Annotated in this window: 23 protein-coding genes and 1 tRNA gene; 17 read left to right on the top strand and 7 right to left on the bottom strand. The window is 64.9% G+C overall.

Going from position 1 to position 25,013, the window contains the following annotated elements:
* Window positions 1–74 precede the first annotated feature (74 nt).
* From QMF22_RS15210 to QMF22_RS15200, 3 genes are all read right to left on the bottom strand, one after another.
* On the bottom strand, window positions 75–680 hold the full coding sequence (locus QMF22_RS15210; RefSeq protein WP_283455126.1) for a hypothetical protein: 606 nt from the start codon (window positions 678–680) through the stop codon (window positions 75–77).
* A gap of 145 nt (window positions 681–825) precedes the next feature.
* Entirely contained in the window at window positions 826–1,926 is a 1,101-nt protein-coding gene (locus QMF22_RS15205) for a fatty acid desaturase family protein (RefSeq protein WP_283455124.1), read from the bottom strand.
* A 155-nt stretch (window positions 1,927–2,081) separates the two neighbouring features.
* Window positions 2,082–3,638 carry a dolichyl-phosphate-mannose--protein mannosyltransferase gene (locus QMF22_RS15200; protein ID WP_283455122.1) on the bottom strand — a complete coding sequence of 519 codons (1,557 nt, stop codon included), beginning with the start codon at window positions 3,636–3,638 and terminating at the stop codon, window positions 2,082–2,084.
* 62 nt (window positions 3,639–3,700) lie between these two features.
* On the opposite strand from QMF22_RS15200, the gene rsmI reads away from it, so the two are divergent.
* The 9 genes from rsmI (at window position 3,701) to QMF22_RS15155 (ending at window position 13,703) form a co-directional block, all read left to right on the top strand.
* On the top strand, window positions 3,701–4,564 hold the full coding sequence (rsmI, locus tag QMF22_RS15195) for a 16S rRNA (cytidine(1402)-2'-O)-methyltransferase (protein WP_283455120.1): 864 nt from the start codon (window positions 3,701–3,703) through the stop codon (window positions 4,562–4,564).
* A gap of 64 nt (window positions 4,565–4,628) precedes the next feature.
* The gene (gene metG / locus QMF22_RS15190) at window positions 4,629–6,200 is read left to right on the top strand and encodes a methionine--tRNA ligase (protein ID WP_283455118.1); all 1,572 of its coding nucleotides are present in this window, start codon (window positions 4,629–4,631) and stop codon (window positions 6,198–6,200) included.
* Window positions 6,193–7,176, top strand: a complete 984-nt coding sequence (locus tag QMF22_RS15185; protein ID WP_283455117.1) for a TatD family hydrolase — start codon at window positions 6,193–6,195, stop codon at window positions 7,174–7,176. The genes metG and QMF22_RS15185 overlap by 8 nt, the downstream gene beginning before the upstream one ends.
* On the top strand, window positions 7,173–8,045 hold the full coding sequence (gene rsmA / locus QMF22_RS15180) for a 16S rRNA (adenine(1518)-N(6)/adenine(1519)-N(6))-dimethyltransferase RsmA (protein ID WP_283455115.1): 873 nt from the start codon (window positions 7,173–7,175) through the stop codon (window positions 8,043–8,045). The genes QMF22_RS15185 and rsmA overlap by 4 nt, the downstream gene beginning before the upstream one ends.
* Before the next feature lie 51 nt (window positions 8,046–8,096).
* Window positions 8,097–9,023: a 4-(cytidine 5'-diphospho)-2-C-methyl-D-erythritol kinase gene (locus QMF22_RS15175; protein WP_283455258.1), complete on the top strand. Its 927-nt coding sequence runs from the start codon at window positions 8,097–8,099 to the stop codon at window positions 9,021–9,023.
* A gap of 29 nt (window positions 9,024–9,052) precedes the next feature.
* Window positions 9,053–10,846, top strand: a complete 1,794-nt coding sequence (locus tag QMF22_RS15170; RefSeq protein ID WP_283455113.1) for an ABC-F family ATP-binding cassette domain-containing protein — start codon at window positions 9,053–9,055, stop codon at window positions 10,844–10,846.
* A 181-nt stretch (window positions 10,847–11,027) separates the two neighbouring features.
* Window positions 11,028–11,921: a MetQ/NlpA family ABC transporter substrate-binding protein gene (locus QMF22_RS15165; RefSeq protein ID WP_349357105.1), complete on the top strand. Its 894-nt coding sequence runs from the start codon at window positions 11,028–11,030 to the stop codon at window positions 11,919–11,921.
* Between the two features lie 94 nt (window positions 11,922–12,015).
* The gene (locus QMF22_RS15160; RefSeq protein ID WP_283455111.1) at window positions 12,016–13,044 is read left to right on the top strand and encodes a methionine ABC transporter ATP-binding protein; all 1,029 of its coding nucleotides are present in this window, start codon (window positions 12,016–12,018) and stop codon (window positions 13,042–13,044) included.
* Window positions 13,044–13,703: a methionine ABC transporter permease gene (locus QMF22_RS15155; protein WP_283455109.1), complete on the top strand. Its 660-nt coding sequence runs from the start codon at window positions 13,044–13,046 to the stop codon at window positions 13,701–13,703. Before QMF22_RS15160 ends, QMF22_RS15155 begins: the two co-directional genes overlap by 1 nt.
* A gap of 12 nt (window positions 13,704–13,715) precedes the next feature.
* Here QMF22_RS15155 and QMF22_RS15150 read toward each other — a convergent pair whose 3' ends face one another.
* Window positions 13,716–14,207: a MarR family winged helix-turn-helix transcriptional regulator gene (locus QMF22_RS15150; RefSeq protein ID WP_283455106.1), complete on the bottom strand. Its 492-nt coding sequence runs from the start codon at window positions 14,205–14,207 to the stop codon at window positions 13,716–13,718.
* Between the two features lie 123 nt (window positions 14,208–14,330).
* On the opposite strand from QMF22_RS15150, the gene QMF22_RS15145 reads away from it, so the two are divergent.
* The 3 genes from QMF22_RS15145 to QMF22_RS15135 all read left to right on the top strand — a co-directional run bounded on the left by QMF22_RS15145 (window position 14,331) and on the right by QMF22_RS15135 (window position 16,876).
* Window positions 14,331–14,402 (top strand) — tRNA-Gln (locus tag QMF22_RS15145).
* Window positions 14,403–14,437: 35 nt separating this feature from the next.
* The gene (glmU, locus tag QMF22_RS15140; RefSeq protein WP_283455104.1) at window positions 14,438–15,898 is read left to right on the top strand and encodes a bifunctional UDP-N-acetylglucosamine diphosphorylase/glucosamine-1-phosphate N-acetyltransferase GlmU; all 1,461 of its coding nucleotides are present in this window, start codon (window positions 14,438–14,440) and stop codon (window positions 15,896–15,898) included.
* Window positions 15,899–16,876, top strand: a complete 978-nt coding sequence (locus QMF22_RS15135) for a ribose-phosphate diphosphokinase (protein WP_092340644.1) — start codon at window positions 15,899–15,901, stop codon at window positions 16,874–16,876.
* 291 nt (window positions 16,877–17,167) lie between these two features.
* Here QMF22_RS15135 and QMF22_RS15130 read toward each other — a convergent pair whose 3' ends face one another.
* From QMF22_RS15130 to QMF22_RS15120, 3 genes are all read right to left on the bottom strand, one after another.
* The gene (locus QMF22_RS15130) at window positions 17,168–17,533 is read right to left on the bottom strand and encodes a hypothetical protein (protein ID WP_283455099.1); all 366 of its coding nucleotides are present in this window, start codon (window positions 17,531–17,533) and stop codon (window positions 17,168–17,170) included.
* Window positions 17,534–17,657: 124 nt separating this feature from the next.
* On the bottom strand, window positions 17,658–19,115 hold the full coding sequence (gene gnd / locus QMF22_RS15125; protein ID WP_283455097.1) for an NADP-dependent phosphogluconate dehydrogenase: 1,458 nt from the start codon (window positions 19,113–19,115) through the stop codon (window positions 17,658–17,660).
* A gap of 99 nt (window positions 19,116–19,214) precedes the next feature.
* Window positions 19,215–19,997, bottom strand: coding sequence for a FadR/GntR family transcriptional regulator (locus QMF22_RS15120; RefSeq protein ID WP_283455095.1), 783 nt, complete (start codon window positions 19,995–19,997; stop codon window positions 19,215–19,217).
* Between the two features lie 137 nt (window positions 19,998–20,134).
* Here QMF22_RS15120 and QMF22_RS15115 point away from each other — a divergent pair, with 137 nt between their 5' ends.
* From QMF22_RS15115 to dgoD, 5 genes are all read left to right on the top strand, one after another.
* A complete protein-coding gene (locus QMF22_RS15115; RefSeq protein WP_283455093.1) occupies window positions 20,135–21,427 on the top strand; it encodes an ABC transporter substrate-binding protein in 1,293 nt (430 codons plus the stop codon).
* 95 nt (window positions 21,428–21,522) lie between these two features.
* Window positions 21,523–22,446, top strand: coding sequence for a carbohydrate ABC transporter permease (locus QMF22_RS15110; RefSeq protein ID WP_283455091.1), 924 nt, complete (start codon window positions 21,523–21,525; stop codon window positions 22,444–22,446).
* On the top strand, window positions 22,443–23,324 hold the full coding sequence (locus QMF22_RS15105) for a carbohydrate ABC transporter permease (protein WP_283455089.1): 882 nt from the start codon (window positions 22,443–22,445) through the stop codon (window positions 23,322–23,324). Before QMF22_RS15110 ends, QMF22_RS15105 begins: the two co-directional genes overlap by 4 nt.
* A gap of 2 nt (window positions 23,325–23,326) precedes the next feature.
* Entirely contained in the window at window positions 23,327–23,860 is a 534-nt protein-coding gene (locus tag QMF22_RS15100; protein WP_283455087.1) for a gluconokinase, read from the top strand.
* Window positions 23,847–24,995, top strand: a complete 1,149-nt coding sequence (gene dgoD / locus QMF22_RS15095) for a galactonate dehydratase (protein WP_283455085.1) — start codon at window positions 23,847–23,849, stop codon at window positions 24,993–24,995. Before QMF22_RS15100 ends, dgoD begins: the two co-directional genes overlap by 14 nt.
* Window positions 24,996–25,013 lie beyond the last annotated feature (18 nt).

Here is a 25,013-nt window from a genome sequence, read left to right as displayed (position 1 = left end):
TCCCAGATCTCGGACACTGCGCCAGTCAGTATTGGATCAAGGTTCGCGCAGACATGTCTTTCTCGCAGACGCTATCAGGCGATCGTGAAGGTGAGAACCGAGACGAAGGGATTCACGGCTGATCCGTCGACGGCGCCGGAGAAATTGGACCGGTAGGCGTTGGGGGGAATGCTGAGGCTGAATTCGGGCGTGAGAGTGAAGCTGCCCTTGCCGAGCGTGCTGGTCCAGACCAATGCCTGCGGCTGGTTGGAGACGCTGACCGGCTCGGTCGTCGGTGCCGCATCGGCACCCTCGCTGGTTCCAGCCGTGACGATTCCGGGCGTGATGGTCAGGTTTTTCGCCGGGAGAGTGCGTTCGAGTGTGTCAAACGTTCCTGCAGCGCTCACGAAGTCGGTCGCGCTCACCGAAAGGCACCAGGCTGCGCTGGAACCGCGGCCGTTCGTTACCGTCCACTCGGCAGATCGACCGACCGAGGCCTGACTCAAACGGCCGTCGAGCACGACCGGAGTCATCTGGGTCGGTGCGGAGACGACGGCAGTGAGGGCACCGCCCAGAATCGCAACGCTGGCGGTGTCCGACGCGGTGTCGGCATTCGCAGTGGGGGAGAGTAGGGCGACCAAGCCAATGGCGAGAGCGAGGCTGGTGAGCCCGATCAGACCGCGCTCCGTGCTACCAGCCATGTGCATCCCCCAAGAATCGAATCTCATCCTAACAAGATCGTCGTACTTTGGGTACCAATGCCGCAATACCCACCCGTACCGACCGATGGGCGTGAAAAAGGCCGCCTCCCGACGGGGAAACGGCCTGCCTCATAGTGTCTGAAAACTAGTGCGTACGGAAGCGTTGCACCATCGGGCAGTCGAAGGGGTCACGCGCGGCGAGGCCCACCTTGTTGAGGTAGGCGATGACGATGCCGTAGCTCTCGAAGACGCCGGTTTCGGTGTACTTCACGTCGTGGGAGATGCAGTATTCCTTGGCGATCTCCTGCGCTTTCCGCAAGTGCGGGCGGGCCATGTTCGGAAAGAGGTGGTGCTCGATCTGGTAGTTGAGCCCACCCATGTAGGTGTCGATGAAGGTGCCACCGCGAATGTTGCGGCTGGTGAGAACCTGGCGGCGCAGAAAGTCGACGCGACTTTCGGCCGGAAGCTGCGGCATCCCCTTGTGGTTGGGAGCAAACGATGCGCCCATGTAGACGCCGAATACGGCCATTTGCACGCCGATGAAGGCGAACGCCATGCCGAGAGGCAGAAAGTAGAAAATGACGGCGAAGTAGGCGGTGAGGCGCGTGACGAGCATCGTGATCTCGACCCAGCGTTCGCTGACCTTGTTCTTGCCAAAGACGGTCTTGAAACCTTGGATGTGCAGGTTGATGCCTTCGAACATGAGCAGGGGGAAGAAGAAGTAGCCCTGCTTGCGGGTGACAATAGCGCCGAATCGGCTGACCTTGGCAGCGTCTTCCTCGCGGAACACGATGAAGTCGGGCTCGATGTCCGGGTCCTTGCCGATCACGTTCGGCTGAGCGTGGTGACGGCTGTGCTTGGTCATCCACCAGGCGTAGCTGATGCCGACGAACAGATTGGCGAGCACGCGCCCGGCGCGGTCATTCGCCTTACCGGAGGTGAACACGGCGCGGTGCGAGGCTTCATGGGCCAAAAAGGCGAACTGGGTGAAGATGAGGCCGAGGGCGGCCGCGATGATCAGCTGGTACCAGGTATCACCCAGCAGGACGAAACCGGCGGCAGCGCCGAGGGTGGCCACGACCAGAATGGAGAAGACCATCCAGTAGAAGCCGGTGCGACGGCCGAGAAGGCCGAGATTGCGCACGGTGTGCAGGAGTGCCGAATATTCGGTTGTGGGATTCTTCGTGTCTCCACCCGGCCGGGTCCTGATGATGCGGACCGAGGGTGCGGCTAGTGCTTCCGACATGAGGCCTTAGTGGATCGGGACTTCTCAGCCGGGATGCGAGCGATTACTCGTGGAGCAGATAATCGTCAGTCTACGTTCGCCGTAGCCGAATCTGTGTGTCATTCACACAGCATTCTCAGTCAGTATATGCCAAAAATGGAATGTATCTGACCGATCTATCGCCAACTTGGCATCCAAATGTGGAGTTGCCAAAACGCGAATGGAGTCTGCATTCCGGTCCACTCCGGGAAGAAGAACGCGCTCAGCAGCAGCGCCACCCCGAGGCCGACAGTGACGGCGCTAAGGGCTCCGGCCCGCGGTTGGGGGTCATATTCGTACACCTGCGAATGTGCTGAATGCCGATGTTCCGGCCTGGCCAGGTCGGGAACTCGTTTGAGGAGTATGCCGATGACGAAAACGAGCCCGAGCAGAAGATAGGGTTCGAATGCGATGGTGTAAAACTGAAAAACTGTGCGGTTCAGGTACATCAGCCACGGCAGGTAGCCGGCGACCATGCCCATGAGAATGAGGCCGACCCGCCACTCCCGGTAGCGGGCCAGTCGATAGACCAGATAGAACAGAGCGGCCGTCGCCGCCCACCAGATCAGCGGGTTGCCGACCGAGGTGATCGCCTCGGAGCAGTTCTGAAACTGGCAGCCGAGTTCGCCCTGACTGGAACCGCGGTAGTACATGCTGGTCGGGCGGATCATGAACAGCCAGGTCAGCGGGTTGGCCTGGTACGGATGCGGTGTGGCGAGGCCCACGTGGTAGGTGTAGGCGGCCGCCTGGTAGTGCCAGAAACTCTGCAGGGTGTGCGGAACCCAGGCGAGTGGTCCGGTCCAGGCCGCTCCAGCCGCGTCTGCCCACTCCCGGTAGTACCCGCCGCGGGTGACGAACCAGCCCGTCCAGGACACGAAGAACGTGGTGACGGCCACGGGAACCAGAAGCAGGAACGTGGTAGGGGCCTGCTTCAGGATGGCGGCACTGGCCCAGAAAGTGATGCCGTTACGGCGTCGGGCGAGCGCGTCGACGACAACGAGGTAGACACCGAAAGCGGCCAGAAAATACAGCCCCGACCATTTCACCGAACTGGTCAGCCCGAAGGCGAGACCGGCGGCGAGCAGCCACGGTCGCCACCATAGGGCGGGGCCCCAGCCGACGTCGCTCACCCCGGCCAGTCGGGCGGCCAGACGCGTCGCGTGCCACTGCCGATCCATCAGGATCGCTCCGAAACCGAGCAGTGCGAAGAACATCACGAAGTTGTCGAGCAGAGCAACCCGACTCATGACGATGGCATGACCGTCGATGGCGAGCAGAAAACCAGCGATCAGGGCCAGTAGGCGCGACTGGAACAGCTTGCGGGCCACGAGCATGATGAGCACTACCGCGAGCACCCCGACCACCACGGTGGCCAGGCGCCAGCCCCACGGGTTGACGGGGCCGAGCAGGTTCATGCCGAGGGCGATGAGCCATTTGCCGAGCGGCGGGTGCACCACGAACGACGGATCCGTCGTGAAGATGTCGGTCTGCCCTGCCTCGAACAGGGGATTGGCGTCGGCCGGCCAGGTGGACTCATACCCGTTATTGAAGAGGGTCCAGGCGTCCTTCACATAAAAGGTCTCGTCAAAGACGAGCGCGTGCGGCACGCCGAGGTTCCACAAACGTAATCCGGCGGCCAGCAGGACCACGAGGAGGGGCGCGCCCCAGCGAACCCATCGACTAGTTGCGAGCACCTGACCATCGTACCGAGCAAGCGACGAACGAAAGGCTCGCCCAGGGCTGCGAGAATTGCAGCATGATCATCCTTGCTGCCACCCCGATCGGAAATCTCGGCGACGCCTCCCGGCGCCTGATCGAGACCCTCAGTACGATCACGATCGTGGCCGCCGAGGATACCCGCGTCACCGTGCACCTGCTCAAAGCCCTCGGCATCGAGAATCGGCCCAAGCTCATGGCCCTGCACGACCACAACGAACGCGGCAAGGCCGCCGAACTGGTCGAACTGGCCCGCGACGTCGACATTCTCGTGCTGAGCGACGCCGGAATGCCCACCGTCTCCGATCCCGGCTTTCATTTGGTGGATGCCGCGGTGGCGGCCGGCGTGCAGGTCACCGCCCTGCCCGGTCCGTCCGCAGTGCTGACCGCTCTCGCCGTCTCCGGGCTGCCGACCGACCGGTTCACCTTCGAAGGCTTCCTGCCGCGTAGGCACGGTGAGCGGATCAAGCTGCTGCGAGACCTCGCCGCAGAACGCCGCACCATGGTGTTCTTCGAATCGCCCAACCGTCTGGCCGACTCCCTGCTTGACCTCGCGGCAACGCTTGGAGCTGACCGCCGGGTCGTGGTCTGCCGCGAACTGACCAAATTCTTCGAAGAGGTCAAGCGCGGCACGGCGGCCGAACTGGCCGAGTGGGCGGCGGCCGGCGTGCGCGGCGAGATCTGCATCGTCGTTGCGGGTGCTGAAGTGCGGGTACTGGACCTGGCCATGGGTGTGGCCGAGGTGCTCGACCTGGTGGCGGGCGGCATCCGCTTGAAAGATGCCGCGGCCGACGTGTCGGCGGCCAGCGGCCTCGGCAAGCGCGAACTCTACGAGCACGCACTGCAGGCCAAGACCGGCGCATCCGCGCCGAAACCCGACCGGTCGGCCTTTCCGCTCGGTTAGGCCGCGAGGGCCCGCCCGGCGTAACAGGGAGGATAGGCGGTGGCCTGGCGCATAAGATGAACGCATGTCCGCTGGCTCTTTTTACATCACCACGCCCATTTTCTACGTGAATGATGTGCCGCACATCGGGCACGCCTACACCGAGGTCGCTGCCGACGTGCTCGCGCGCTGGCACCGGCAGTCCGGCGATGACGCCTGGCTACTCACCGGCACCGACGAACACGGCCAGAAAATTCTGCGCACCGCCATCGCCAACGGCGTCACGCCCAAGGAATGGGCCGACCGCCTGGTCGAGACCGCCTGGAAGCCGTTGCTGGAGACCGTAGATATTGCCAACGACGACTTCATCCGCACCACGGACGAACGCCACGAGGTGAACGCGCAGAAGTTTCTGCAGCACCTCCACGATGAGGGCCACATCTACACCGGCGAGTACGAGGGTTACTACTGCGTCGGCTGCGAGGAGTACAAGCAGACCAGCGACCTCGTCGACGGCACCGGTGACTATGCCGGTCAGCCGGTCTGCGCGATCCACTCCAAGCCGGTCGAGCTGCTGCACGAGAAGAACTACTTCTTCAAGATGAGTGCCTTCGCCGACCGACTGCTGGCCCTGTACGAGGAGAACCCCAACTTTGTGCAGCCGGAAGCGGCCCGCAACGAGGTCATTTCCTTCGTCAGGCGCGGCCTGAGCGACCTGTCGATCTCCCGGTCGAGCTTCGACTGGGGCATCAAAGTTCCGTGGGACGAATCGCACGTCGTCTACGTCTGGTTCGACGCCCTCCTGAACTACATCACCGCGGCCGGTTACGGCCAGAACGACGAGGAATTCGCCAGCCGCTGGCCCGCCACGCACATCGTCGGCAAGGACATCCTGCGCTTTCACGCCGTCATCTGGCCGGCTATGCTCATGGCCGCCGGTATAGAGGTGCCCAAGCAGGTCTTCGGCCACGGCTGGTTGCTGGTCGGTGGAGAGAAGATGAGCAAGTCCAAGCTCACCGGTATCGCGCCGCGCCAGATCACCGACACCTTCGGCTCCGACGCCTTTCGGTACTACTTCATGCGCGCCATCAGCTTCGGCCAGGACGGCTCGTTCAGCTGGGAAGACCTCTCGGCCCGCTACCAGTCCGAGCTCGCCAACGGCTTCGGCAACCTCGCCTCCCGCGTGATCGCCATGGTCGTGCGGTATTGCGACGGCGTCGTGCCCGAAGCTGGTGCGTTGACTGCTGACGACCTCGCGATTGCGGCGACCGAACAGCGAGTGACGGATGCCTCGCGCGCCTTCATTGAGACCCTCGCCATCCACGACGCCCTAGCGAGCGTGTGGGAACTGGTCGACGAGCTCAACGGCTACATCACCCTGCAGGAGCCGTGGGCGCTGGCCAAGAACCCGGACACCCGGGCCCGACTGGAGACCGTGCTGCACACCGCCGTGGGCGGCCTCGGCACCCTCACGGTGCTGCTCTCGCCGGTCATTCCCATCGCCACCGCAAAGCTGTGGACCGCTCTCGGCGGCGACGGCGCGCTCGCCGACCAGCGCGTCGACCGGGCCTGGGAGTGGACCGGCGGCAAACACGTCAGCCCGCTCGAGCCGCTGTTTCCGCGTATCGAGTCAATCGTGGAGCCGGCCGATGCCTAGCAACGCGCTCACCAGTCTCGACGGAGGCGTTGACGGCTACGGCAGCGCCATTCGAAGGCGCGAGAATACTCAGGGCCGTGACCTGAGCTACCCGCCACTGCCCGAACCGCTCACGGTGCCCGTCTACGACAACCACACCCACCTCGAAATCAGTGACGGCGAGCATCCGCTCAGCTATCGGGAACAGCTCGATCGCGCCTCGAGCGTCGGCGTGCGCGGGGTGATCCAGGTCGGCGGCGACGTGGAAACCTCCCGCTGGTCGGCCGCTTGCGCCCTGATCGAGCCGCGCATGCTGGCCGCCGTCGCGATTCACCCCAACGAGGCCCCAGCGCTCGAAGAAGCCGGAACCCTGGACGACGCACTCGCCGTCATCAACGAACTGGCCGGACAGCCGCGCGTGGTCGCGGTCGGCGAGACCGGCCTGGACTTCTTTCGCACCGGCGAAGAAGGCCGCGCCGCCCAGTTTCGCTCCTTCGAGGCGCACATTCGCATTGCCAAGGAGAACAACCTGGCGCTGCAGATTCACGACCGCAACGCCCACGAAGCCGTCATCGAGACCCTGCTCAAGGTGGGCGCCCCCGAACGCACCGTCTTTCACTGCTTCTCCGGAGACGCCGACATGGCGCGCCTCTGCGCAGATCATGGTTGGTATATGTCGTTCGCCGGCAACGTCACATTCAAGAACGCCTCCATGCTGCGCGACGCCCTGTTCGCCGCCCCACGCAACCTGCTACTGGCCGAAACGGATGCCCCCTTCCTCACCCCGCTGCCCTACCGCGGCCGGCCCAACGCGCCCTACCTGCTGCCGAACACGCTGCGCGGCATGGCCGCCCACCTCGAAACGGACGTCTCCCTGCTCTCCGCTCAAATCACCGCCAACACCGAGCTGGTCTACGGCCGCTGGGACGCCGAACCGGTCACGGCCGCCCACGACGATCCAGGCCCGGACCTCACCCCGCGCGGCGGCATCGCATGACGGACGCTGCTGACGAGCCGAAGCCCGCAAAGACCCTCCTCGGTCCGGCTGAGATTCGCGACCTCGCCGAGATGCTCGGCGTCAACCCCACCAAGAAGCTCGGCCAGAACTTCGTCATCGACGGCAATACTGTGCGGCGCATCGTCAAGGTCGCCCGGGTCGCACCGGCCGACACCGTGGTCGAGGTCGGACCGGGCCTCGGCTCGCTCACCCTCGGCATGCTCGAGGTCGGCGCCGCCGTCGTCGCCGTTGAAATCGACGACCGCCTGGCCGAGCAGCTGCCACTCACCGTCGAACTCATGCAGCCCGGCGCCAGACTGTCGGTCATCCGTGCCGATGCTCTGAAAATCACCGAGCTGCCCGGCGACCCCACCCGGCTCGTCGCCAACCTGCCCTACAACGTTTCTGTGCCGGTGTTGCTCTACCTGCTCGAGCACTTCAAGTCGATTCGCGCCGGTGTCGTCATGGTGCAGGCCGAGGTCGGCGAACGCCTCGCAGCCCCGCCCGGCAACAAGATCTACGGCAGCCCGAGCGTCAAAGCCGCCTGGTACGGTGATTTTCGCACCGCCGGCAAGGTAAGCCGCCAGGTGTTCTGGCCGGTCCCCAACGTCGACTCGATCCTCATCGCCTTCGACCGGCGGCCCCAGCCGCTGGAATCCGAGGAGCTCCGGCTCAGGACCTTCGCGCTCGTCGACGCCGCTTTTCAGCAGCGCCGCAAGATGTTGCGGCAGTCGCTGTCGGTCGTCCTTGGGGACTCGGCCACGGCATCCGCTCTGATGAGCGCGGCGGGTATCGACCCGCAGGCGCGGGGCGAGCAGCTCACCGTGCACGATTTTCTCGCCATCGCGCGCGTCTGGTCACCCGCGTAGCTGCGGCGGCGGTCGGTGCAGGCACACAGGCTGGGCTAAGTTAAAAGCATGATGACGACCGCCGGCACCACCGCTGTGCACGCGCGGGCACCGGGCAAAATCAACGTCTTCCTCAAGGTCGGCGCCGTCATGGAAGACGGTTACCACGACCTCGCGACCGCCTACCAGGCCGTCTCCCTGTTCGAGGATGTGCGCGCCACACCTGCCAGTGATTTCTCGGTCGAGTTCAGCGGCAGCATCGACACCTCCGGCCTCGCCACCGGCGGCAGCAATCTCGCCATCAAGGCAGCCAGGGCCCTCGCCCGCAAGACCGGCTATCGCGGCGGGGTGCACCTCGAGATCGAGAAGAACGTGCCCATCGCCGGCGGGATGGGCGGAGGCTCGGCCGACGCCGCAGCCACGCTGCTCGCCTGCGACGCCCTGTGGGGGACCAGCGCCACGAAGGACGAGCTGCTAGCCATTGCCGCCACCCTCGGCGCCGACGTACCGTTCTCCTTCACCGGCGGCACCGCCATCGGAACCGGTCGCGGCGACCAGCTGAGCCCGGCGCTGGCCAAAGGAAAATTCCAGTGGGTACTCGCCCTGGCTGACTTTGGTATGTCGACGCCCAGCGTGTACCAGGAGCTCGACCGGCACCGCGATCGCCACGCGCAGGACATCTTTCCGGCCGAGCATCAGCCCAGTGTCGACGCGAACGTGCTGCAGGCACTGCGCGCCGGCGACCCGCACATGCTCGCCGACGTGCTGCACAACGACCTGCAGGCTCCAGCGCTGCACCTCGCACCCGGGCTCGGCAAGGTGCTCCAGCTCGGCGAAGAGAACGGCGCCCTCGCCGGCATTCTCTCCGGCTCCGGCCCGACCGTGGCTTTTCTGGTAGCGGATGCCGACACCGCGCTCGAACTGCAGGTCGCTCTCTCTGCCTCCCGCCTCAAGGTCGTGCGAGCCAGCGGCCCGGTGCACGGGGCTCGCCTCATTTAACACTTCGGCGTGCCGTAAACTCGGAGGCTATGGCACATCTTCTCGGGGCTGAGTCCCTGCACCTCGAATTTCCCACCCGCGTTATCTTTGACAGCGTCACCGCCGGCCTCAACGAGGGCGACCGCATCGGCGTCGTCGGCAAGAACGGCGACGGCAAGTCCACCCTCATGCGCCTGCTGGCCGGCCGCATAGAACCCGACGAAGGCCGAGTCACCCGTCGCCGCGGCGTCACCATCGGCATGCTCGACCAGTCCGACGACCTCGCCAGCGGCCAGACCGTCGGCCACACCATCGTCGGCGGCATCGAAGAACACGTCTGGGCTGGCGACGCCAAGGTGCGCGACGTCATCGGCGGCCTCGTGCGCGACATCCCCTGGGACGCCCTGGTCGACGACCTCTCCGGTGGCCAGCGCCGCCGGGTGGCCCTCGCCGCGGTGCTCATCGGCGACTACGACTGCATCTTTCTCGACGAGCCCACCAACCACCTCGACGTGGAGGGCATCTCCTGGCTCGCCGGCCACCTCAAGACCCGCTGGGCCGCCCAGAGTGGCGGCCTCGTGGTCGTCACCCACGACCGGTGGTTCCTCGACGAGGTCTGCAACATCACCTGGGAGGTGCACGACCGCCTGATCGAACCCTTTGAGGGGGGCTACGCCGCCTACATCCTGCAGCGCGTGGAGCGCGACCGCATGAGTAGCGTGGTCGAGTCCAAGCGACAGAACCTCATGAAGAAGGAGCTGGCCTGGCTGCGCCGCGGCGCACCGGCCCGCACCGCCAAGCCCAAATTCCGCATCGATGCCGCCAACGTGCTGATCGAGAATGAGCCGCCGCCCCGCGACACCGTCACGATGCAGTCGATGGCCATGCAGCGGCTCGGCAAGGACGTCGTCGACCTCATCGACATCGGCGTGAAGTTCGGCGAGAAGACCGTGCTGAACGACATCACCTGGCGCATCGCGCCGGGGGAGCGCACCGGAATCATGGGCGTCAACGGGGCCGGCAAGTCCACCCTGCTGAACCTTGTCGCCGGCACCCTGCAGCCGAGCGAAGGAACGGTCAAACGCGGCAAGACCATCAAGGTGGCCGTGCTCACCCAGCAGCTGTTCGAACTCGACGAGATTCGCAACGACCGCGTGAGCGACGTCATCGGCCGTCAGAAGACCAGCTACATGGCCGGTGGCAAAGAGATCACGCCCGGCCAGATGCTCGAACGCATGGGCTTTTTGAGCGCGCAGCTCACCACCCAGGTGAAAGACCTCTCCGGTGGCCAGAAACGCCGCCTGCAGCTGCTGCTGATCGTGCTGAGCGAGCCGAACGTGCTCATCCTCGACGAGCCCACCAACGACCTCGACACCGACATGCTCGCCGCCATGGAAGACCTGCTCGACTCCTTTCCCGGCACCCTGCTCGTCGTTTCGCACGACCGGTACCTCATCGAGCGCGTCACCGACAACCAGTACGCGGTCATGGACGGTGGCTTTCGCCACCTGCCCGGCGGCGTCGACCAGTACCTCGAGGTGCGCCGGAAGGCCGTCGCCGGCCCGGCCGCCGGTTCTCCAACGGATGCTTCGGGTTCGACCAAGAAGATCCCCAGCCTGGGCGGCGCTGAACTGCGCAACGCCCAGAAGGAGCTCGGCTCGATCGACCGCAAGGTGGTCAAACTGCAGGAGCGCATCGCACTCAAGCACGAAAAACTGGCCGCGCACGATCAGTCCGATTTCGCCGGTCTCGGCGCGCTCGGCGTGAAACTGACCGAACTGGAAGAGACCATCGCCACGCTGGAAACCCGCTGGGTCGAACTTACCGAGTTGATCGAGGGCTGACGTCGCAGAAGCTGTGACGTAGTGTGTCGGTGCGTGCCACACGTCGCAGCTTCGGCACGTATCGTTAAGGGGTACCCGCGCAGCCGCGGTACCAAGCCCCGTGTGGGCGCAGCCTTCTGGTTTGACCGGTCATGGCGGTGCGCCCGGGAGCCCAATCCCCAGATCGCTCGAAGGAATCATCGTGAAGAAAAAGAACATACTCGCCGCCCTCGCCGTCATCCCGCTGGTCGCCCTGCTGTCCGGCTGCGCCGGCGCTTCCGATGGAGCCGCCACGGGCGCCGACGGTGACGCCATCAAGATCGGCGTCGTCGGAGCCAGCGACCCGTACTGGGCCGTCTACACCGAGGCCGCCGCGGCCGAGGGGATCGAGATCGAACTCGTCGACTTCGCGCAGTACCCGCAGGTCAACCCGGCGCTGGCGGCCGGAGAGGTCGACCTCAACCAGTTCCAGCACATCGCCTACCTGGCCGAGTACAACGAGGCCAGCAGCGACAACCTGGCCCCGATCGGCGCAACGGCCATCTACCCGATCGCCCTGTACTCCTCCGAGTACAGCTCCGTCGACGACATCGTCAAGGGCGACACCGTCGCCGTGCCCGACGACGACAGCAACCAGGCCCGCGCCCTGGTGCTGCTCCAGTCCGAGGGGCTCATCGAGCTGACCGACGGCGGAACGATCTACTCCAGCATCGATGACATCGACGAAGCGGCCTCGAAGGTCAAGGTCACGGCCCTCGAAGCCTCACTCACCGCGAGTTCGCTGCCCGACGTCGCCGCCGCGATCATCAACAATGACTTCGCCGAGAAGGCCGGCCTCAAGTTCGAGGACGCCATCGCCACCGACGACGCGACCGACTCGAAGGCGCTGCCCTACGCCAACATCTTCGTTGCCCGCGACGAAGACAAGAACAACGAGACCTTGCTGAAGCTCGTCGAGATCTACCAGAACACCCAGGCCGTGCAGGACGGCGTGTTCGCTGTGTCCGGTGACACCGCGGTCATGCTGACCACCCCGGTGGCCGACCTGGTTGAGTCCCTGGCCGGTATTCAGGCCGAAATCAAGGCCGCCAAGTAAGCATTCGCTCTAATAACGCAGTCCGGGGGAGCACGCGCCCCGGGCTGCGTTGGTGTGTTCAGCGATTCAAGTATGAAATGAGCGAGGCAAACGGATGGCTGTAGTCAGTCTGCGCAATGTGGGCAAGGTGTACCCGCCCCAGGCCAGGAACGGCGCGAGCGTCACGGCGATCGACGGCGTCAGTCTCGACGTCGAGGCCGGTGACATCTACGGCATCATCGGCTATTCCGGTGCCGGCAAGAGCACCCTGGTGCGGCTGGTCAACGCGCTCGAACGTTCGACCTCCGGCGAGATCTGGGTGAACGGACAGAACATTGCCGCGCTGCGTGAGCGCGAGCTGCGCCAGGTGCGGCTCGGTATCGGCATTATCTTTCAACAGTTCAACCTGCTCGGCTCCCGCACGGTGGCTCGAAACGTGGCCTATCCGCTCGAAGTGGCCGGGCATCCCAAGGAGAAGCGCGCCACCCGGGTGGCCGAACTGCTCGACTTCGTCGGCCTCGCCGACAAGGCCGGGTCCTTTCCCGACCAGCTCTCCGGCGGCCAGAAGCAGCGGGTGGGCATCGCCCGTGCCCTCGCCACCCAGCCCAGAATCCTGCTCGCCGACGAGGCCACGAGCGCCCTCGACCCGGAAACCACGCACGAGGTGCTCGCCCTGCTGAAACGGGTGAACGCGGAATTCGGGGTCACGATCATCGTGATCACCCACGAGATGGATGTCATCCAGACCATCGCCACCAAGGTCGCCGTGATGGACCAGGGGCGCGTCATCGAGCGTGGCCCGGTCTTTGACGTGTTCTCGAACCCGCAAGCCGCGGCATCCGCTCGATTCGTCTCGACCGTGGTCAAGGGGGTGCCGTCGCCCGCCGAGCTCGCCGTGCTGCGCGACCGGCACCCGGGGCGCATCGTCACGCTGGCCTTTCGTGACGCTGCGGTCGACCAGAAGGCGGTTTTCGGTGAGTTCTCGAGCGCCGGCGTGGCGTTCGAGGTCGTCTACGGCGGCATCAACGAGATTCAGGGACGCCCTTTCGGGCATCTCACCCTCGCCCTCACCGGCGCTGACTCGGTGATCGACACGGTGCTGGCCCAGATTCGAACGCTCACGACCGTCACGGAGGTGCGCTGATGGATGCCCTGATCGATCTGCTGCCCGAACTGTGGACGGCCACCTACGAGACCCTCTACATCGTCGCCCTGACCCTGGTCTTCGGCGGTCTCGGCGGCCTCATCGTCGGCCTCGGCCTGTACGTCACCCGCGCCGGCAGCATTCTCGACAACAAGCCGGTGTTCTTCGTGCTCAACCTGCTGGTCAACTTCATTCGCCCGATTCCGTTCATCATCTTTCTCGCGGCGGCGCAACCGCTCGCCCGTGCGGTCACCGGCAGCGGCATCGGCAATAATGCGATCATCTTCACCATCGCCCTTGCGGCGTCCTTCGCCATGGCCCGCATCGTGGAGCAGAACTTGCTCACCGTGACGCCCGGCGTGATCGACGCGGCCCGCAGTGTCGGCGCCGGGCCGATTCGCATCATCTTCACGGTGTTGCTGCCGGAAGCGCTCGGACCGCTCATTCTCGGGTACACGTTCATCTTCGTCGCGCTCGTGGACATGTCGGCGGTCGCCAGCTACGTCGGCGGCGGTGGCCTCGGAAGCTTCGCCCTGACCTACGGCTACCGCCAGTTCAACCCGATCGTGACCTGGGCGGCCGTACTGCTGATCATCGTGCTGGTGCAGTTCGTGCAGTTCTTCGGAAATTACCTCGCCCGTAAGGCTTTGCGGCGGTAGCTGCCCGCGGTCTCAGTCGAAGTCGAGGCTGAGCTTTCGCAGCAGGGCGGCCAGCCGCTCCTGGTCGGTCACCGACAGAGTTTCGAGCAGGTCGGCCTCGGCGTCGACTAGCCGGGTGATGGCGGCATCCACTCGGGTGAGACCGGCCGGAGTCATGCCAACGAGGATGCCGCGGCCGTCGTTGGGTGCGGAGCGGCGCTTCACCAGCCCGCGCTCGACGAGCCGGTCGATGCGGTTCGTCATGGTGCCGCTGGAAACCAGGGTCTGCTGCAGCAGGGCTTTCGGGCTGAGCTCGTAGGGGGTGCCGGCGCGGCGCAGGGCCGAGAGCACGTCGAACTCCCACGATGCGAGCTCCGACCGGGAGAAGGCGGTGCGGCGGGCCCGGTCGAGGTGCTTGGACAACCGGGCGACGCGGCTGAGCACCTGCAACGGCGCGAAATCCAGATCGGGGCGTTCGCGCAGCCACGAATCGACGATTCGGTCGACTTCATCATGGCCAGGCATTGCTCCATTATCCCGCTTACCGGGGGGTTTCTTCGCCCGGTGGCCGCGTGGCCGAGGTCAGCGGTGCTGCGCGTCGCTAAGAATCTGGCAGACTTGACTGGTTGCTGGCCTCGGTCGGCATGGTCCGCCATAGTGTAACGGCAGCACGGCAACCTTTGGAGTTGTTCGGTCCAGGTTCGAATCCTGGTGGCGGAGCCCTCACTTTCTTCACCAAATGCGTTAGGAATCCTGTGACAGACGCCCGCCTCGCCATTGTTGTTCTGGCCGCCGGCCAGGGTACCCGCATGAAGTCCAGCCTGCCCAAGCTGCTGCATCCGCTTGCCGGCGTGCCGATTGTCAGCCACGTGCTCGCGACCGCCCGGGCGCTCGACGCGGCCTACGTCGTTACCGTCGTGCGGCACGAACGCGACCTGCTGGCCGCCGTCGTGGCCGAAGACCTGCCGGAGAGCACGATCGTAGACCAGGACGAGATTCCAGGCACCGGCCGCGCCGTGGAGCAGGCTGTCGCCGCGCTGCCAGCCGATTTCGACGGTGACGTACTCGTCATCAACGGTGACGTACCGTTGCTGAACGCCGCAACGCTCGCCTCGTTCATCGCCTCGCACCGCCAGAGCAGCGCTGCGGGAACGGTGCTGTCCGCCTACCCGGACGACGCGACCGGGTATGGCCGCATCATCCGCTCGGTGGAGGGTGCGTTCGACCGCATCGTCGAGCAGAAAGATGCGACGGAGGCCGAACTGGCCGTCACCGAGATCAACGCCGGCGTCTACTTGTTCGGCCTGGCCGCGCTGCGCGAGCAGCTCGCCCAGCTCACCACCGCGAACGCTCAGGGTGAGAAATACCTCACCGATGTGATCGAGCTGTTGCGCCGGGCCGGCTCCGAGGTGAGCGCCGTTCCGGTCGCCGACGCCTGGATCGTCGCTGGCATCAACGATCGCGCCCAGCTGGGCGATACCGCCCAGAAGCTGAACGCCCTGATCGTGCGCGGCTGGCAGCTGGCCGGCGTGACCGTGCAGGATCCGGCCACTACCTGGATCGACCTCAAAGCCGTGCTCGCGGCCGACGTCACCCTGCTGCCCGGCACGCAGATTGTCGGCGCCACTGTCGTGGCGACCGGAGCCATCGTCGGCCCGGACACGACCCTGCGCGCCTGCGAGATCGGTGAGAATGCCCGGGTGAATCGCACCGACGCGACCCTCGCGGTGATCGAGGCCGGGGCATCCGTCGGCCCGTTCTCCTATCTGCGCCCCAACACCGTGCTCGGTGCCGACGGCAAGATCGGTGCCTTCGTCGAGACCAAGAACGCCCAGATCGGCGCCGGCAGCAAGGTGCCGCACCTGAGCTATGTGGGCGATGCCACTGTCGGCGAGGGGTCGAATATCGGTGCCGGAACAATCTTCGCCAACTATGACGGCGTGGCCAAACACCACTCGGCGATCGGGTCGCACGTGCGCACCGGGTCGCACAACGTGTTCGTCGCGCCGATTACAATTGGTGACGGGGCGTACACGGGAGCGGGTACGGTCGTTCGCAAGAGCGTACCGGCCGGCGCACTGGCCATCAACGTGGCTCCGCAACGCAACATGGACGGCTGGGTTCACGCCAACCGTCCAGGCACAGCCGCGGCTCACGCCGCGACCACCAGCCTGAGCAACACAGAACGCGTGGACAGCACGAAGACTGGAGAATAGGTGTCGGAAATCAAGACCAGCGGCGATAAACGACTAGTACTGGTTTCGGGGCGAGCGCACCCGCAGCTCGCTCTCGACATCGCCACGGAGCTTGGTTCAGAGCTGCTCCACACCGACGCACGCACCTTCGCCAACGGCGAACTGTATGCCAGGTTCGACGAGAGCGTGCGCGGCTCGGATGCCTTTGTCATCCAGTCCCACACCGCTCCGATTAATGAATGGCTGATGGAACAGCTCATCATGGTCGATGCGCTCAAGCGGGCCTCCGCCAAGCGCATCACCGTGGTCGCTCCGTTCTACCCCTACGCCCGGCAAGACAAAAAGGGTCGCGGCCGCGAGCCGATCTCGGCCCGCCTGGTCGCCGACCTGTTCAAGGTCGCCGGCGCCGATCGCATCATGTCGATCGACCTGCACGCCGCCCAGATCCAGGGCTTCTTCGACGGTCCCGTCGACCACCTGTTCGCGATGCCGGTGCTGCTCGAGCACTTCCGCGAGAAGCTCGACCCGGCCACGCTCACCGTGGTCTCGCCAGACATGGGCCGCGTGCGCGTCGCCGACATCTGGAGTGATCGCCTCGGTGTGCCGCTGGCCATCATCCACAAGCGTCGCGACCCGCTCGTGCCCAACCGGGTCTCCGTGCACGAGATCGTCGGCCAGGTGAGCGGCCGCGTCTGCCTGCTCGTTGACGACATGATCGACACCGGCCGCACCATCGCCCTGGCCGCCGAGGCACTGCGCGAGGCCGGCGCCATCGGCGTCGTCGTCGCCGCTACCCACGCCGTGTTCAGCGACCCGGCCGTTGACATGCTGCAGAACCCGGCCATCAGCGCCGTCGTCGTGACCGACACCCTGCCGATCCCGCCGGAAAAGCGTTTTCCGACTCTCACCGTGCTGCCGATCGCTCCGCTGCTAGCCCGCGCCATCCACGAGGTCTTCGACGAGGGTTCGGTCACCTCGATGTTCGACGGCGCTGCATAGTAACTGCACTGGCGTAAGCGGCTGATTTCGGGAGGCGGTGGTTGCGGCCGTCGCCTTCCGTTCGGTATCTGCTTCAATTGCGCCACTAACGGATGCTGCCCGCTTCGTTTCGCAGACATTCTCGCGTTCGCGCCGACACCTCGCCGAGCCGTGAGTCGTGATTGGCGATCCGTGAGTTTCCGTCGCCGAGCCGTGAGCTTGACGGGCGTTTTGGGACGTTGAAACGCTCAATACTCACAGCTCGGCGAGGCCAGCGTGAGTGGAGGATGATCACGCGTGCGTGGAGAGTCGCTAGGTGCGCGTGGCGGGGGCCAGCGGGCGCGGCGCGGAGGGAATGATGCCGAGCGGCGTCACGAAGGTCTCGCGCTCGTTCAGGTCGATCGCGTAGCACTGCCAGCCGAACCCGCCGGGCCCGGCGAAGTCGAATCGCGCGTCGAAGTCCACGGCTGAGGGATAGTACTGGTCCACCGCGGTCACACAGGCGTTGCTGGCGGTGTCGGAGGCGACGCGCATGGTCGTGAGCACGCCCGGCACGACCAGGGCGATCAGCCCGAGCACCACGACGACGCGCAGAATGGTCGTGAAGTGCTTGCCGCGCAGGGGGCGGTCGTCGTCGTGCGGCTCGTAGCCGGAGAGCTCGGGGTGATTGTCAGTCATGGGTACCGCTATTCTCCCAGACCTGGGTGTGAAGCGACCCGGTGAAGCGACCCGGTTAAACGAAGCGGCCGGCGGCATCCGTTCTCTGCGAGTGAGAAGCGGATGCCGCCGGCCGACACGGCCGCTAGTGCGTCGACGCCTCGGTGGCGATCTCGGTGCGGTCGCCGGACCACAGGGTATGGAAGGTACCGGGCATGTCGACGCGGTGGTAGGTGTGCGCCCCGAAGAAGTCACGCTGACCCTGAACGAGGGCGGCCGGCAGACGAACGCTTGCGAGCGAGTCGAAGTAGCTCAGGCTCGAGCCGAAACCGGGAACCGGGATGCCCGACAGGGCGGCGGTCGAGACCACTCGGCGCCAGGCAGCCTCGCCGGCGGCGACGGCCTCGACGAAGTATGGGTCCACGAGCAGGCTCGGGATGGACGGGTCATTATCGTAGGCGTCAACGATGCGGTTGAGGAACTGGGCGCGAATGATGCAGCCGCCGCGCCAGATGGTGGCGATGGCGCCCTTGTCGATGTTCCAGTTGTATTTCGCCGCTCCGGCGATGATGGCGTCGAATCCCTGCGCGTAGGCGACGATCTTCGAGGCGTAGAGCGCCTGGCGCACGTCTTCCTGGAAGGTGTGGCCGACGACGGCGATTTCGGGGCGGGCCGTGATGGTGGCCCGCACCGGTCCGCGCTGTTCCGGGTGGCTGGAGACCGAGCGGGCGAAGACAGCTTCGGCGATGCCGCCGACGGGTACGCCGAGGTCGAGCGCGTTCTGTACGGTCCAGACGCCGGTTCCCTTGGAGCCTGCCTCGTCGAGCACGACATCGATGAAGGGTTCGCCGGTCGTCGAGTCGACCTGGCGCAGAATCTCCGCGGTGATTTCGATCAGGTAGCTATTGAGCTCCCCACCGTTCCAATCGGTGAAGATCTCGGCGATGGCCTCGGGGGAGTGCCCGCCGACCTTACGCAGCAGGTCGTAGGCTTCAGCGATGAGCTGCATGTCGGCGTATTCGATGCCGTTGTGGATCATCTTGACGAAGTGACCGGCACCGTCGGTGCCGATGTGGGTGACGCAAGGCACACCGTCGACGACAGCGGCGATGGACTCAAGGATGGGGCCGAGAGTCTTGTAGGCCTCCACCGAGCCGCCGGGCATGATGCTCGGGCCGTTGAGGGCGCCCTCTTCGCCACCGGAGATGCCGGCGCCGACGAAGTTGATGCCCTTGGTGCTCTGCTCTTTTTCGCGACGAATGGTGTCGGTGAATTCGGCGTTGCCGCCGTCGACGATGATGTCGCCGGGTTCGAACAGTTCAGAGAGCTGGGAGATGACGGCGTCGGTGCCGCGGCCGGCCTGCACCATGATGATGGCGGTGCGCGGCTTGGTCAGCGAGGCGACGAAATCGGCGATGTCCTCAGAGGCGACGAAGTTCGCCTCGGGGTGCTCGGTCGTGAGCAGGCGGGTGCGTTCGGGAGAGCGGTTGTAGACCGCGACGGTGTTTCCTTCCCGGCCGGCGAGGTTGCGGGCGAGGTTCGAGCCCATCACCGCCAGACCCACGACACCAATGTTTGCCTGTGCTGAACCGGACTCTGACACGTTTTCTCCTTTGGGGCTGAGATCAACAGACCACTGTCAAGGGTAGTCCACGACGCCGGTCGGTCCCATAATCAGGGGTCAACAGACGCTTGATCGGGTTCACTGCGTTGATTTGCCGTCCCAGATCGAACTCATCTCGTTGAAAGCGCGTTCCATGATGCCGAGCATGGCTTCGTGGGCTGCCTCCGGGTTGCCGCGCTGAATCGCGCTGGCCACATCGACGTGCAGTTGCAGCGCCTCATTGTGCGGATGCCGCGGCATCAGCCCGTAATTCGTGCGCCCGGTCAGCACCTCGGCCACCAGTGTGTTGAGCTTGGCGAACATTTCGTTGCCCGAACTGGCCAGGACCAGGCGGTGAAACTCGATGTCGAGCACGAGGAAGGCCTCGGGGTCGTCGGCCTGGCCGGCGGCCCACAGCTTGCCGGCCAGCCCCATCAGCTCACTGGCATCCGCCAGGGGAGCGCGGATGGCGGCGAGCCGGGCGGCCTGCGGTTCAATGGCGGTACGCAGCTCGGTCAGGGAACGCAATTGGGCGATGCGGGCCGGCGAGGCGAGCCTCCAGCGGATGACCTGTGGGTCATACAGGTTCCACTCGGAGGCCGGCAGAATTTGAACGCCGACGCGACGGCGAGAGGCAAGCATGCCCATGGAGGCGAGCACGCGGATGGCTTCGCGCACGACGGAACGGGAGACACCGTATCGTTCCTCGAGTTCCTCGATGCGGAAGACCGACTTGCTTGCCAGCTCTCCGGCGCAAATGGCGAGACCGAGCAGGTCGACTATGCGCGCGTGCAGGCTGGTCGAGGGGGTTCCGTCGTCGAGACTCTGGGGCAAGTCGACGAGCGGGTCGGCGCCCGGCCCGGACATCACAGTGTGCGTCATGCGGTTGATCATACCGTTCCAGCAATAAACTTGAATAAGTATGCTTTATTCGGTAGCGTTTCCTTTCGAGACAGATGTAAAGATGCATTCTGTTGGGAACCGTGGCTCAAAGCGCCGGTTCTGCGAATGGAGACACAGTGAAGCGTCATTCAGTTGTTCGCGTTGCGGCCATCGTCGCAGCGACATTCTTCGCGGCGGGCACACTTACCGCGTGCAGTGCCGGTGCCGGTGATGACGGGGGCTCGAAGACTCTTCGGGTGACCCTGGCTAACCACGTGTGGACCGACACGATCAAGAGCAAGCTGCCCGAGTTTGAGGCGGCCACCGGCCTCACGGTCGAGCTCAGCCAGTACGGCGAAGACCAGCTCTCCGATCAGTACAACGTGAAGCTCAATGCGGGTACCGATGAGATCGACGTCATGATGTATCGTCCGCTTCAGGAGGGCAAGCTGTTCGCGAAGAACGGCTATCTGGCCGACCTGAGCGGCAACGTCGAGTCGAACGCCGACTGGAACTGGAGCGACTTCCAGTCCGGACCGGTCGCGTCGACCACCTACGATGGCAACGTCGTCGGCGTACCGATCATCACCGAGCAGGAAGTTCTGTACTACCGTAAGGACCTCCTCGCCAAGGCCGGCCTCGAAGTGCCGACCACCATGGACGAGCTCGAAGCCGCGGCCAAGGCAATCAAGGAACAAAATCCCGGCGTGGCCGGTTTTGTCGCACGCACCGGCAAGTCCGCTGCCGTCACCCAGTTCTCCAGCTTTCTGTACAGCTTCGGCGGTGACTTCATCGATAAAGATGGTAACTCCGGTATCGCCAGCCCGGAAGCCAAGGAGGCCTATGCCTTCTACGGCGGCTTGATCCGCGACTACGGCCCCGAGAACGTGAGCACAGACATGAGCTGGCCAGAGGCCATGGCCATCTTCACCCAGGGCCAGGCGGGCTTCTACACCGAGGCGGACAGTCTCTACAAGAACGCGACCGACCCCGAGACCTCAAAGGTCTCCGATACCGTCGGCTTCGCACCGATGCCGGCCGGTCCTGGCGGTTCGGCCGCCTACAACGTGCCGTCCTGGGCACTCGGCGTCAACGCGGAGTCGGCCTACACGGATGAAGCCTGGTCGTTCATCGAATGGGCCACCAGCGCGGACCTGACCTTGGAGGTGCAGCAGGACGGCGTTCCCGGTGCGCGCCAGTCGGTCTGGGAAGACCCGGAGGGCACGTCGACATACCCGGCCGACCTCGCCGCCGCGATCGCCACGAGCACCAAGAACGGTGTCGGTCATGACCGCCCCCTCGTCATCAAGGTGCCCGAAGCGCGCGAGATCGTGGGAGACCCGATCGTCATCGCCATCACCGGCGGCGACTCCGACGCAGCAGCGGATGCTGCGAGCGAGGCGTTCCAGGGAATCCTCGACGACGAATAGCCCGAATTAATGAGGCGGGGCGGATGTCCCAACGCGGTCGTCCGCCCTGCCACCCCCTTCTTTCTGAACGTGCAACACCAAGTGTGAGGTGAACGATGACCACAATGGTCACCACCAAGCCCTCAATGTGGAAGAACTCTTCCACCTGGGCAAACCGTCATCGCAAGTGGCTCTTCGCTTCCCCAGCCATGATCTTCGTCGGGCTGCTCATCGCGGTGCCGCTGGGCTGGACGCTGTACCTCAGCGTGACGGACTCCGAGGGCTCGGTGCGCGCAGCATCCAACCTGGTCGGGTTCAGCAACTACGTCGAGGTACTCACCGATACGGATCGCTTCTGGCCCGCCGTGATGCGCACGTTCGTCTTCACCGGCGGAGCACTCGTCATCGAGCTTATCCTCGGTATGTGCATCGCCCTGCTGCTCTGGCGCCCGTTCCGCGGCGAGAAATGGGTTCGCGTCGCGATCCTGCTGCCCCTGGTCGCCACCCCGGTCGCCGTCGGCATGATGTGGCGCCTCATCTTCGACCCGAACATCGGCTTCGCCAACCAGGTGCTCAGCTGGATCGGTATTCCGGCCCAGCCCTGGCTGTCCGGCCAGTACACGGCCCTACCGACCCTCATGTTCGTCGACATCTGGCAGTGGACGCCGATGGTCGTACTGATGCTGCTCGCCGGCCTCACCTCACTCTCCGACGAACCTGACGAAGCGGCCCGCATCGACGGCGCCAACGCCTGGCAGCGATTCTGGTTCGTCACCCTGCCGCTGCTGCGCGCCACCGTCATCGTGACCATCGTGCTTCGCGGAATCGACGCCCTCAAGACCTTCGACATCCTCTATGCCACCAAGGGCAAGGGCGGCGGGTCATTCCACGAAGTCGAGACGCTGAACATTTATGCCTTCGGCCTGAGCTTCGACTACAACGACTACGGGATCGCGTCCACCGTGCTGATCCTGTTCTTCCTGCTCATCATCGCGATCATGTGGGTACTTACCTACCGCAGAAAGGCGAACCGGTCATGACCACGACCCTGCCAGCCCGTCCTGTCACCCAGACACCGCGCCCGGTCGCGATCGCACCGCGGCGCCGCAAACCGCGAGCGTACAAAATCTTTCGGGTCGTCGCCCTCGCCCTGGTGGTGCTGCTGTTCATCGCCCCGCTGATCTGGATGTTCGTCGCCTCGCTCAAGACCAACGTCGACATCTATGACGCGAGCAAGACCGTGTTCTTCACTCCGACGTTCGACAACTACGACAACGTGCTCAGCCGCAACAACTATTTCGGATTCATTTTCAATAGTTTCTGGGTGGCCTTGTTGTCCACGGTCTTCTCCCTGCTCATCGGAGTTCCGGCCGCCTACGCGATGAGTCGTTTCGCGATGCACCGCTCCGCGCTGGTCGTGCTCATGGCACGCATCATTCCGGGCGTCAGCCTGCTCGTGCCGTGGTACTTCATCTTCGCCAACATGCGCATGGTCGGCGGCTTCGGCGTGCTGATTCTCTCGCACATGTTCGTCGCCCTGCCACTCATCGTGTACATCATGATCAGCTACTTCGACTCGACTCCGCTCGAGTTGGAAGAGCAGGCGCAGGTGGATGGCCTCACCCACATTGGAGCCTTCCTGCGGATCACGCTGCCGCTGTCGGTTCCGGGACTTGCGACGGCCGGCATCCTCTCCTTTATCTTTTCGTGGAACAACTTCATGTTCGCGCTGGTGCTCTCCGGAGCGAATACCAAGACCCTGCCGGTGGCGATCTTCAACTTCGTCTCGTATGCCAGCATCGACTGGGGGAGCCTGATGGCGGCGGCCGTCGTGGTCACCGTTCCGATCATGGTCATCGCCCTGTTCACCCAGAAATACATCGTGTCCGGTCTCACCGCCGGTGCGACCAAGGGCTAGGGGTGGGTCTTCCTCCGATCGTCGTCATGGGTGTGCAGGGCTCAGGCAAATCGACCATCGGTGAATTTCTCGCCGAGCGCCTCGGCGCCCGGTTCCTCGACGGCGATACCCTGCACCCCGCCGCGAACAAGGCCGTCATGGCCGCCGGTAACGCGCTGCAGGATGAACACCGGCTGCCGTGGCTGCACGAGGTGGGGCGATGCCTGGCCGGGGACTACCCGAACGGCATCGTCATCGCCTGCTCTGCCCTCAAACGCAGTTACCGCGACCTGTTGCGCGATCACGCCGGCGACCTGTTCGTGGTTGATCCGGAAGGGTCGATTGACCTGATCGCCGCCCGGCTGCGCGCACGCACCCACGAATTCATGCCTCCCGCGCTGCTGCAATCGCAGTTCGACACGCTCGAGGTGCGCACAGACGATGAACGCGGCGTGACCGTGGACATCGTCGAACCGCCCGGCACCATCGTCGAACGGATCCTTGCGGCTCTCGCCGCCGAAGCAGAAAGCGGTGAGGTTGCCCGTGTCACACATTGAACGAGTGGAAACTTTTCTCGTGGCACCGCGGTGGTTGTTCGTGCGGCTCGAAACCAGCGATGGCGTCGTCGGCTGGGGCGAAGCCAGCCTGGAAGGGCATTCGGATGCCGTGCGCGCCGTGGTCGAACAGTTCGCGGAATACCTCATCGGCGCCGACCCCGACCGCATTGAGGACCACTGGCAGGTATTGACCAAGAGCGGTTTCTACCGCGGCGGACCCGTCTTCGGCAGCGCCGTCTCCGGCATCGACCAGGCACTGTGGGACCTCAAGGGCAAGTCGCTCGGGGTGCCGGTCTACCAGCTGCTCGGCGGCGCGGTGCGCGATCGCATCCGCATGTACGGCTGGGTCGGCGGCGACGACCCGAGCGGCATCACTGACGCGATCGCGGCGCAGATCGCCGTGGGGTTGACCGCCGTCAAGATGAACGCCTCCGGCATTATGAGCCGGGTTGGCACGGTCGCCGAAATCGACGGTGTTCTCGAACGAGTCGCCGCAGCGCGCGCCGTTCTCGGCCCCGACCGCGATGTGGCCGTGGACTTTCACGGTCGGTTCACGCTCGCCAATGCCCGCCGGATCGCGCCGCTGCTCGAACCTCTGCGACCGTTCTTCATTGAAGAACCGGTTGTCCCGGAGAATTCCCACCTGATTGGTCAGCTGGCCCAGGCCACCTCGATTCCGATCGCGACCGGGGAGCGGCTCTACACCCGGCAGGATTTTCTGCCGGTGTTCGAAGCCGGCATCGCCGTGGCGCAGCCCGACCTCTCCCACGCCGGCGGGATCTCCGAAGTACGCCGCATCGCGGCGATGGCCGAGGTGTACGACGTACAGCTGGCCCCGCACTGCCCGCTGGGCCCGATCGCGCTCGCCGCTTGCCTGCAGGTGGGCTTCGCCACTCCCAACTACCTCATTCAGGAGCAGAGCATCGGCATCCACTACAACCAGGGCGCCGAAGTACTCGATTACGTGCTCGACAAGGAGCCATTGAAATTCATCGACGGCAACATCGAACTGTTGACCGGCCCCGGTCTCGGCATTGAGATCGACGAGGCCGCAGTGCGGGCCGCCGACTCGCGCGGGCACACCTGGCGTTCGCCGATCTGGCGGCATGCCGACGGCGCACTCGCGGAGTGGTGACGGCCCGTACGGTGCCGA

This window comes from Cryobacterium sp. PH31-L1, from assembly GCF_030063145.1.
GTDB lineage: Bacteria > Actinomycetota > Actinomycetes > Actinomycetales > Microbacteriaceae > Cryobacterium.
This window is presented reverse-complemented; position numbering and strand designations above follow the sequence as displayed.

What these genes read in the sequence shown, in the direction of transcription:
- QMF22_RS15110 (WP_283455091.1), top strand. Translation starts at nt 21,523, where the DNA reads ATGACCACAATGGTCACCACCAAGCCCTCAATGTGGAAGAACTCTTCC.
- QMF22_RS15170 (WP_283455113.1), top strand. Translation starts at nt 9,053, where the DNA reads ATGGCACATCTTCTCGGGGCTGAGTCCCTGCACCTCGAATTTCCCACC.
- QMF22_RS15160 (WP_283455111.1), top strand. Translation starts at nt 12,016, where the DNA reads ATGGCTGTAGTCAGTCTGCGCAATGTGGGCAAGGTGTACCCGCCCCAG.
- QMF22_RS15210 (WP_283455126.1), bottom strand. Translation starts at nt 680, where the DNA reads ATGGCTGGTAGCACGGAGCGCGGTCTGATCGGGCTCACCAGCCTCGCT.
- metG (WP_283455118.1), top strand. Translation starts at nt 4,629, where the DNA reads ATGTCCGCTGGCTCTTTTTACATCACCACGCCCATTTTCTACGTGAAT.
- QMF22_RS15205 (WP_283455124.1), bottom strand. Translation starts at nt 1,926, where the DNA reads ATGTCGGAAGCACTAGCCGCACCCTCGGTCCGCATCATCAGGACCCGG.
- QMF22_RS15130 (WP_283455099.1), bottom strand. Translation starts at nt 17,533, where the DNA reads ATGACTGACAATCACCCCGAGCTCTCCGGCTACGAGCCGCACGACGAC.
- rsmA (WP_283455115.1), top strand. Translation starts at nt 7,173, where the DNA reads ATGACGGACGCTGCTGACGAGCCGAAGCCCGCAAAGACCCTCCTCGGT.
- QMF22_RS15175 (WP_283455258.1), top strand. Translation starts at nt 8,097, where the DNA reads ATGACGACCGCCGGCACCACCGCTGTGCACGCGCGGGCACCGGGCAAA.
- QMF22_RS15105 (WP_283455089.1), top strand. Translation starts at nt 22,443, where the DNA reads ATGACCACGACCCTGCCAGCCCGTCCTGTCACCCAGACACCGCGCCCG.
- rsmI (WP_283455120.1), top strand. Translation starts at nt 3,701, where the DNA reads ATGATCATCCTTGCTGCCACCCCGATCGGAAATCTCGGCGACGCCTCC.
- QMF22_RS15120 (WP_283455095.1), bottom strand. Translation starts at nt 19,997, where the DNA reads ATGACGCACACTGTGATGTCCGGGCCGGGCGCCGACCCGCTCGTCGAC.
- QMF22_RS15150 (WP_283455106.1), bottom strand. Translation starts at nt 14,207, where the DNA reads ATGCCTGGCCATGATGAAGTCGACCGAATCGTCGATTCGTGGCTGCGC.
- QMF22_RS15155 (WP_283455109.1), top strand. Translation starts at nt 13,044, where the DNA reads ATGGATGCCCTGATCGATCTGCTGCCCGAACTGTGGACGGCCACCTAC.
- QMF22_RS15185 (WP_283455117.1), top strand. Translation starts at nt 6,193, where the DNA reads ATGCCTAGCAACGCGCTCACCAGTCTCGACGGAGGCGTTGACGGCTAC.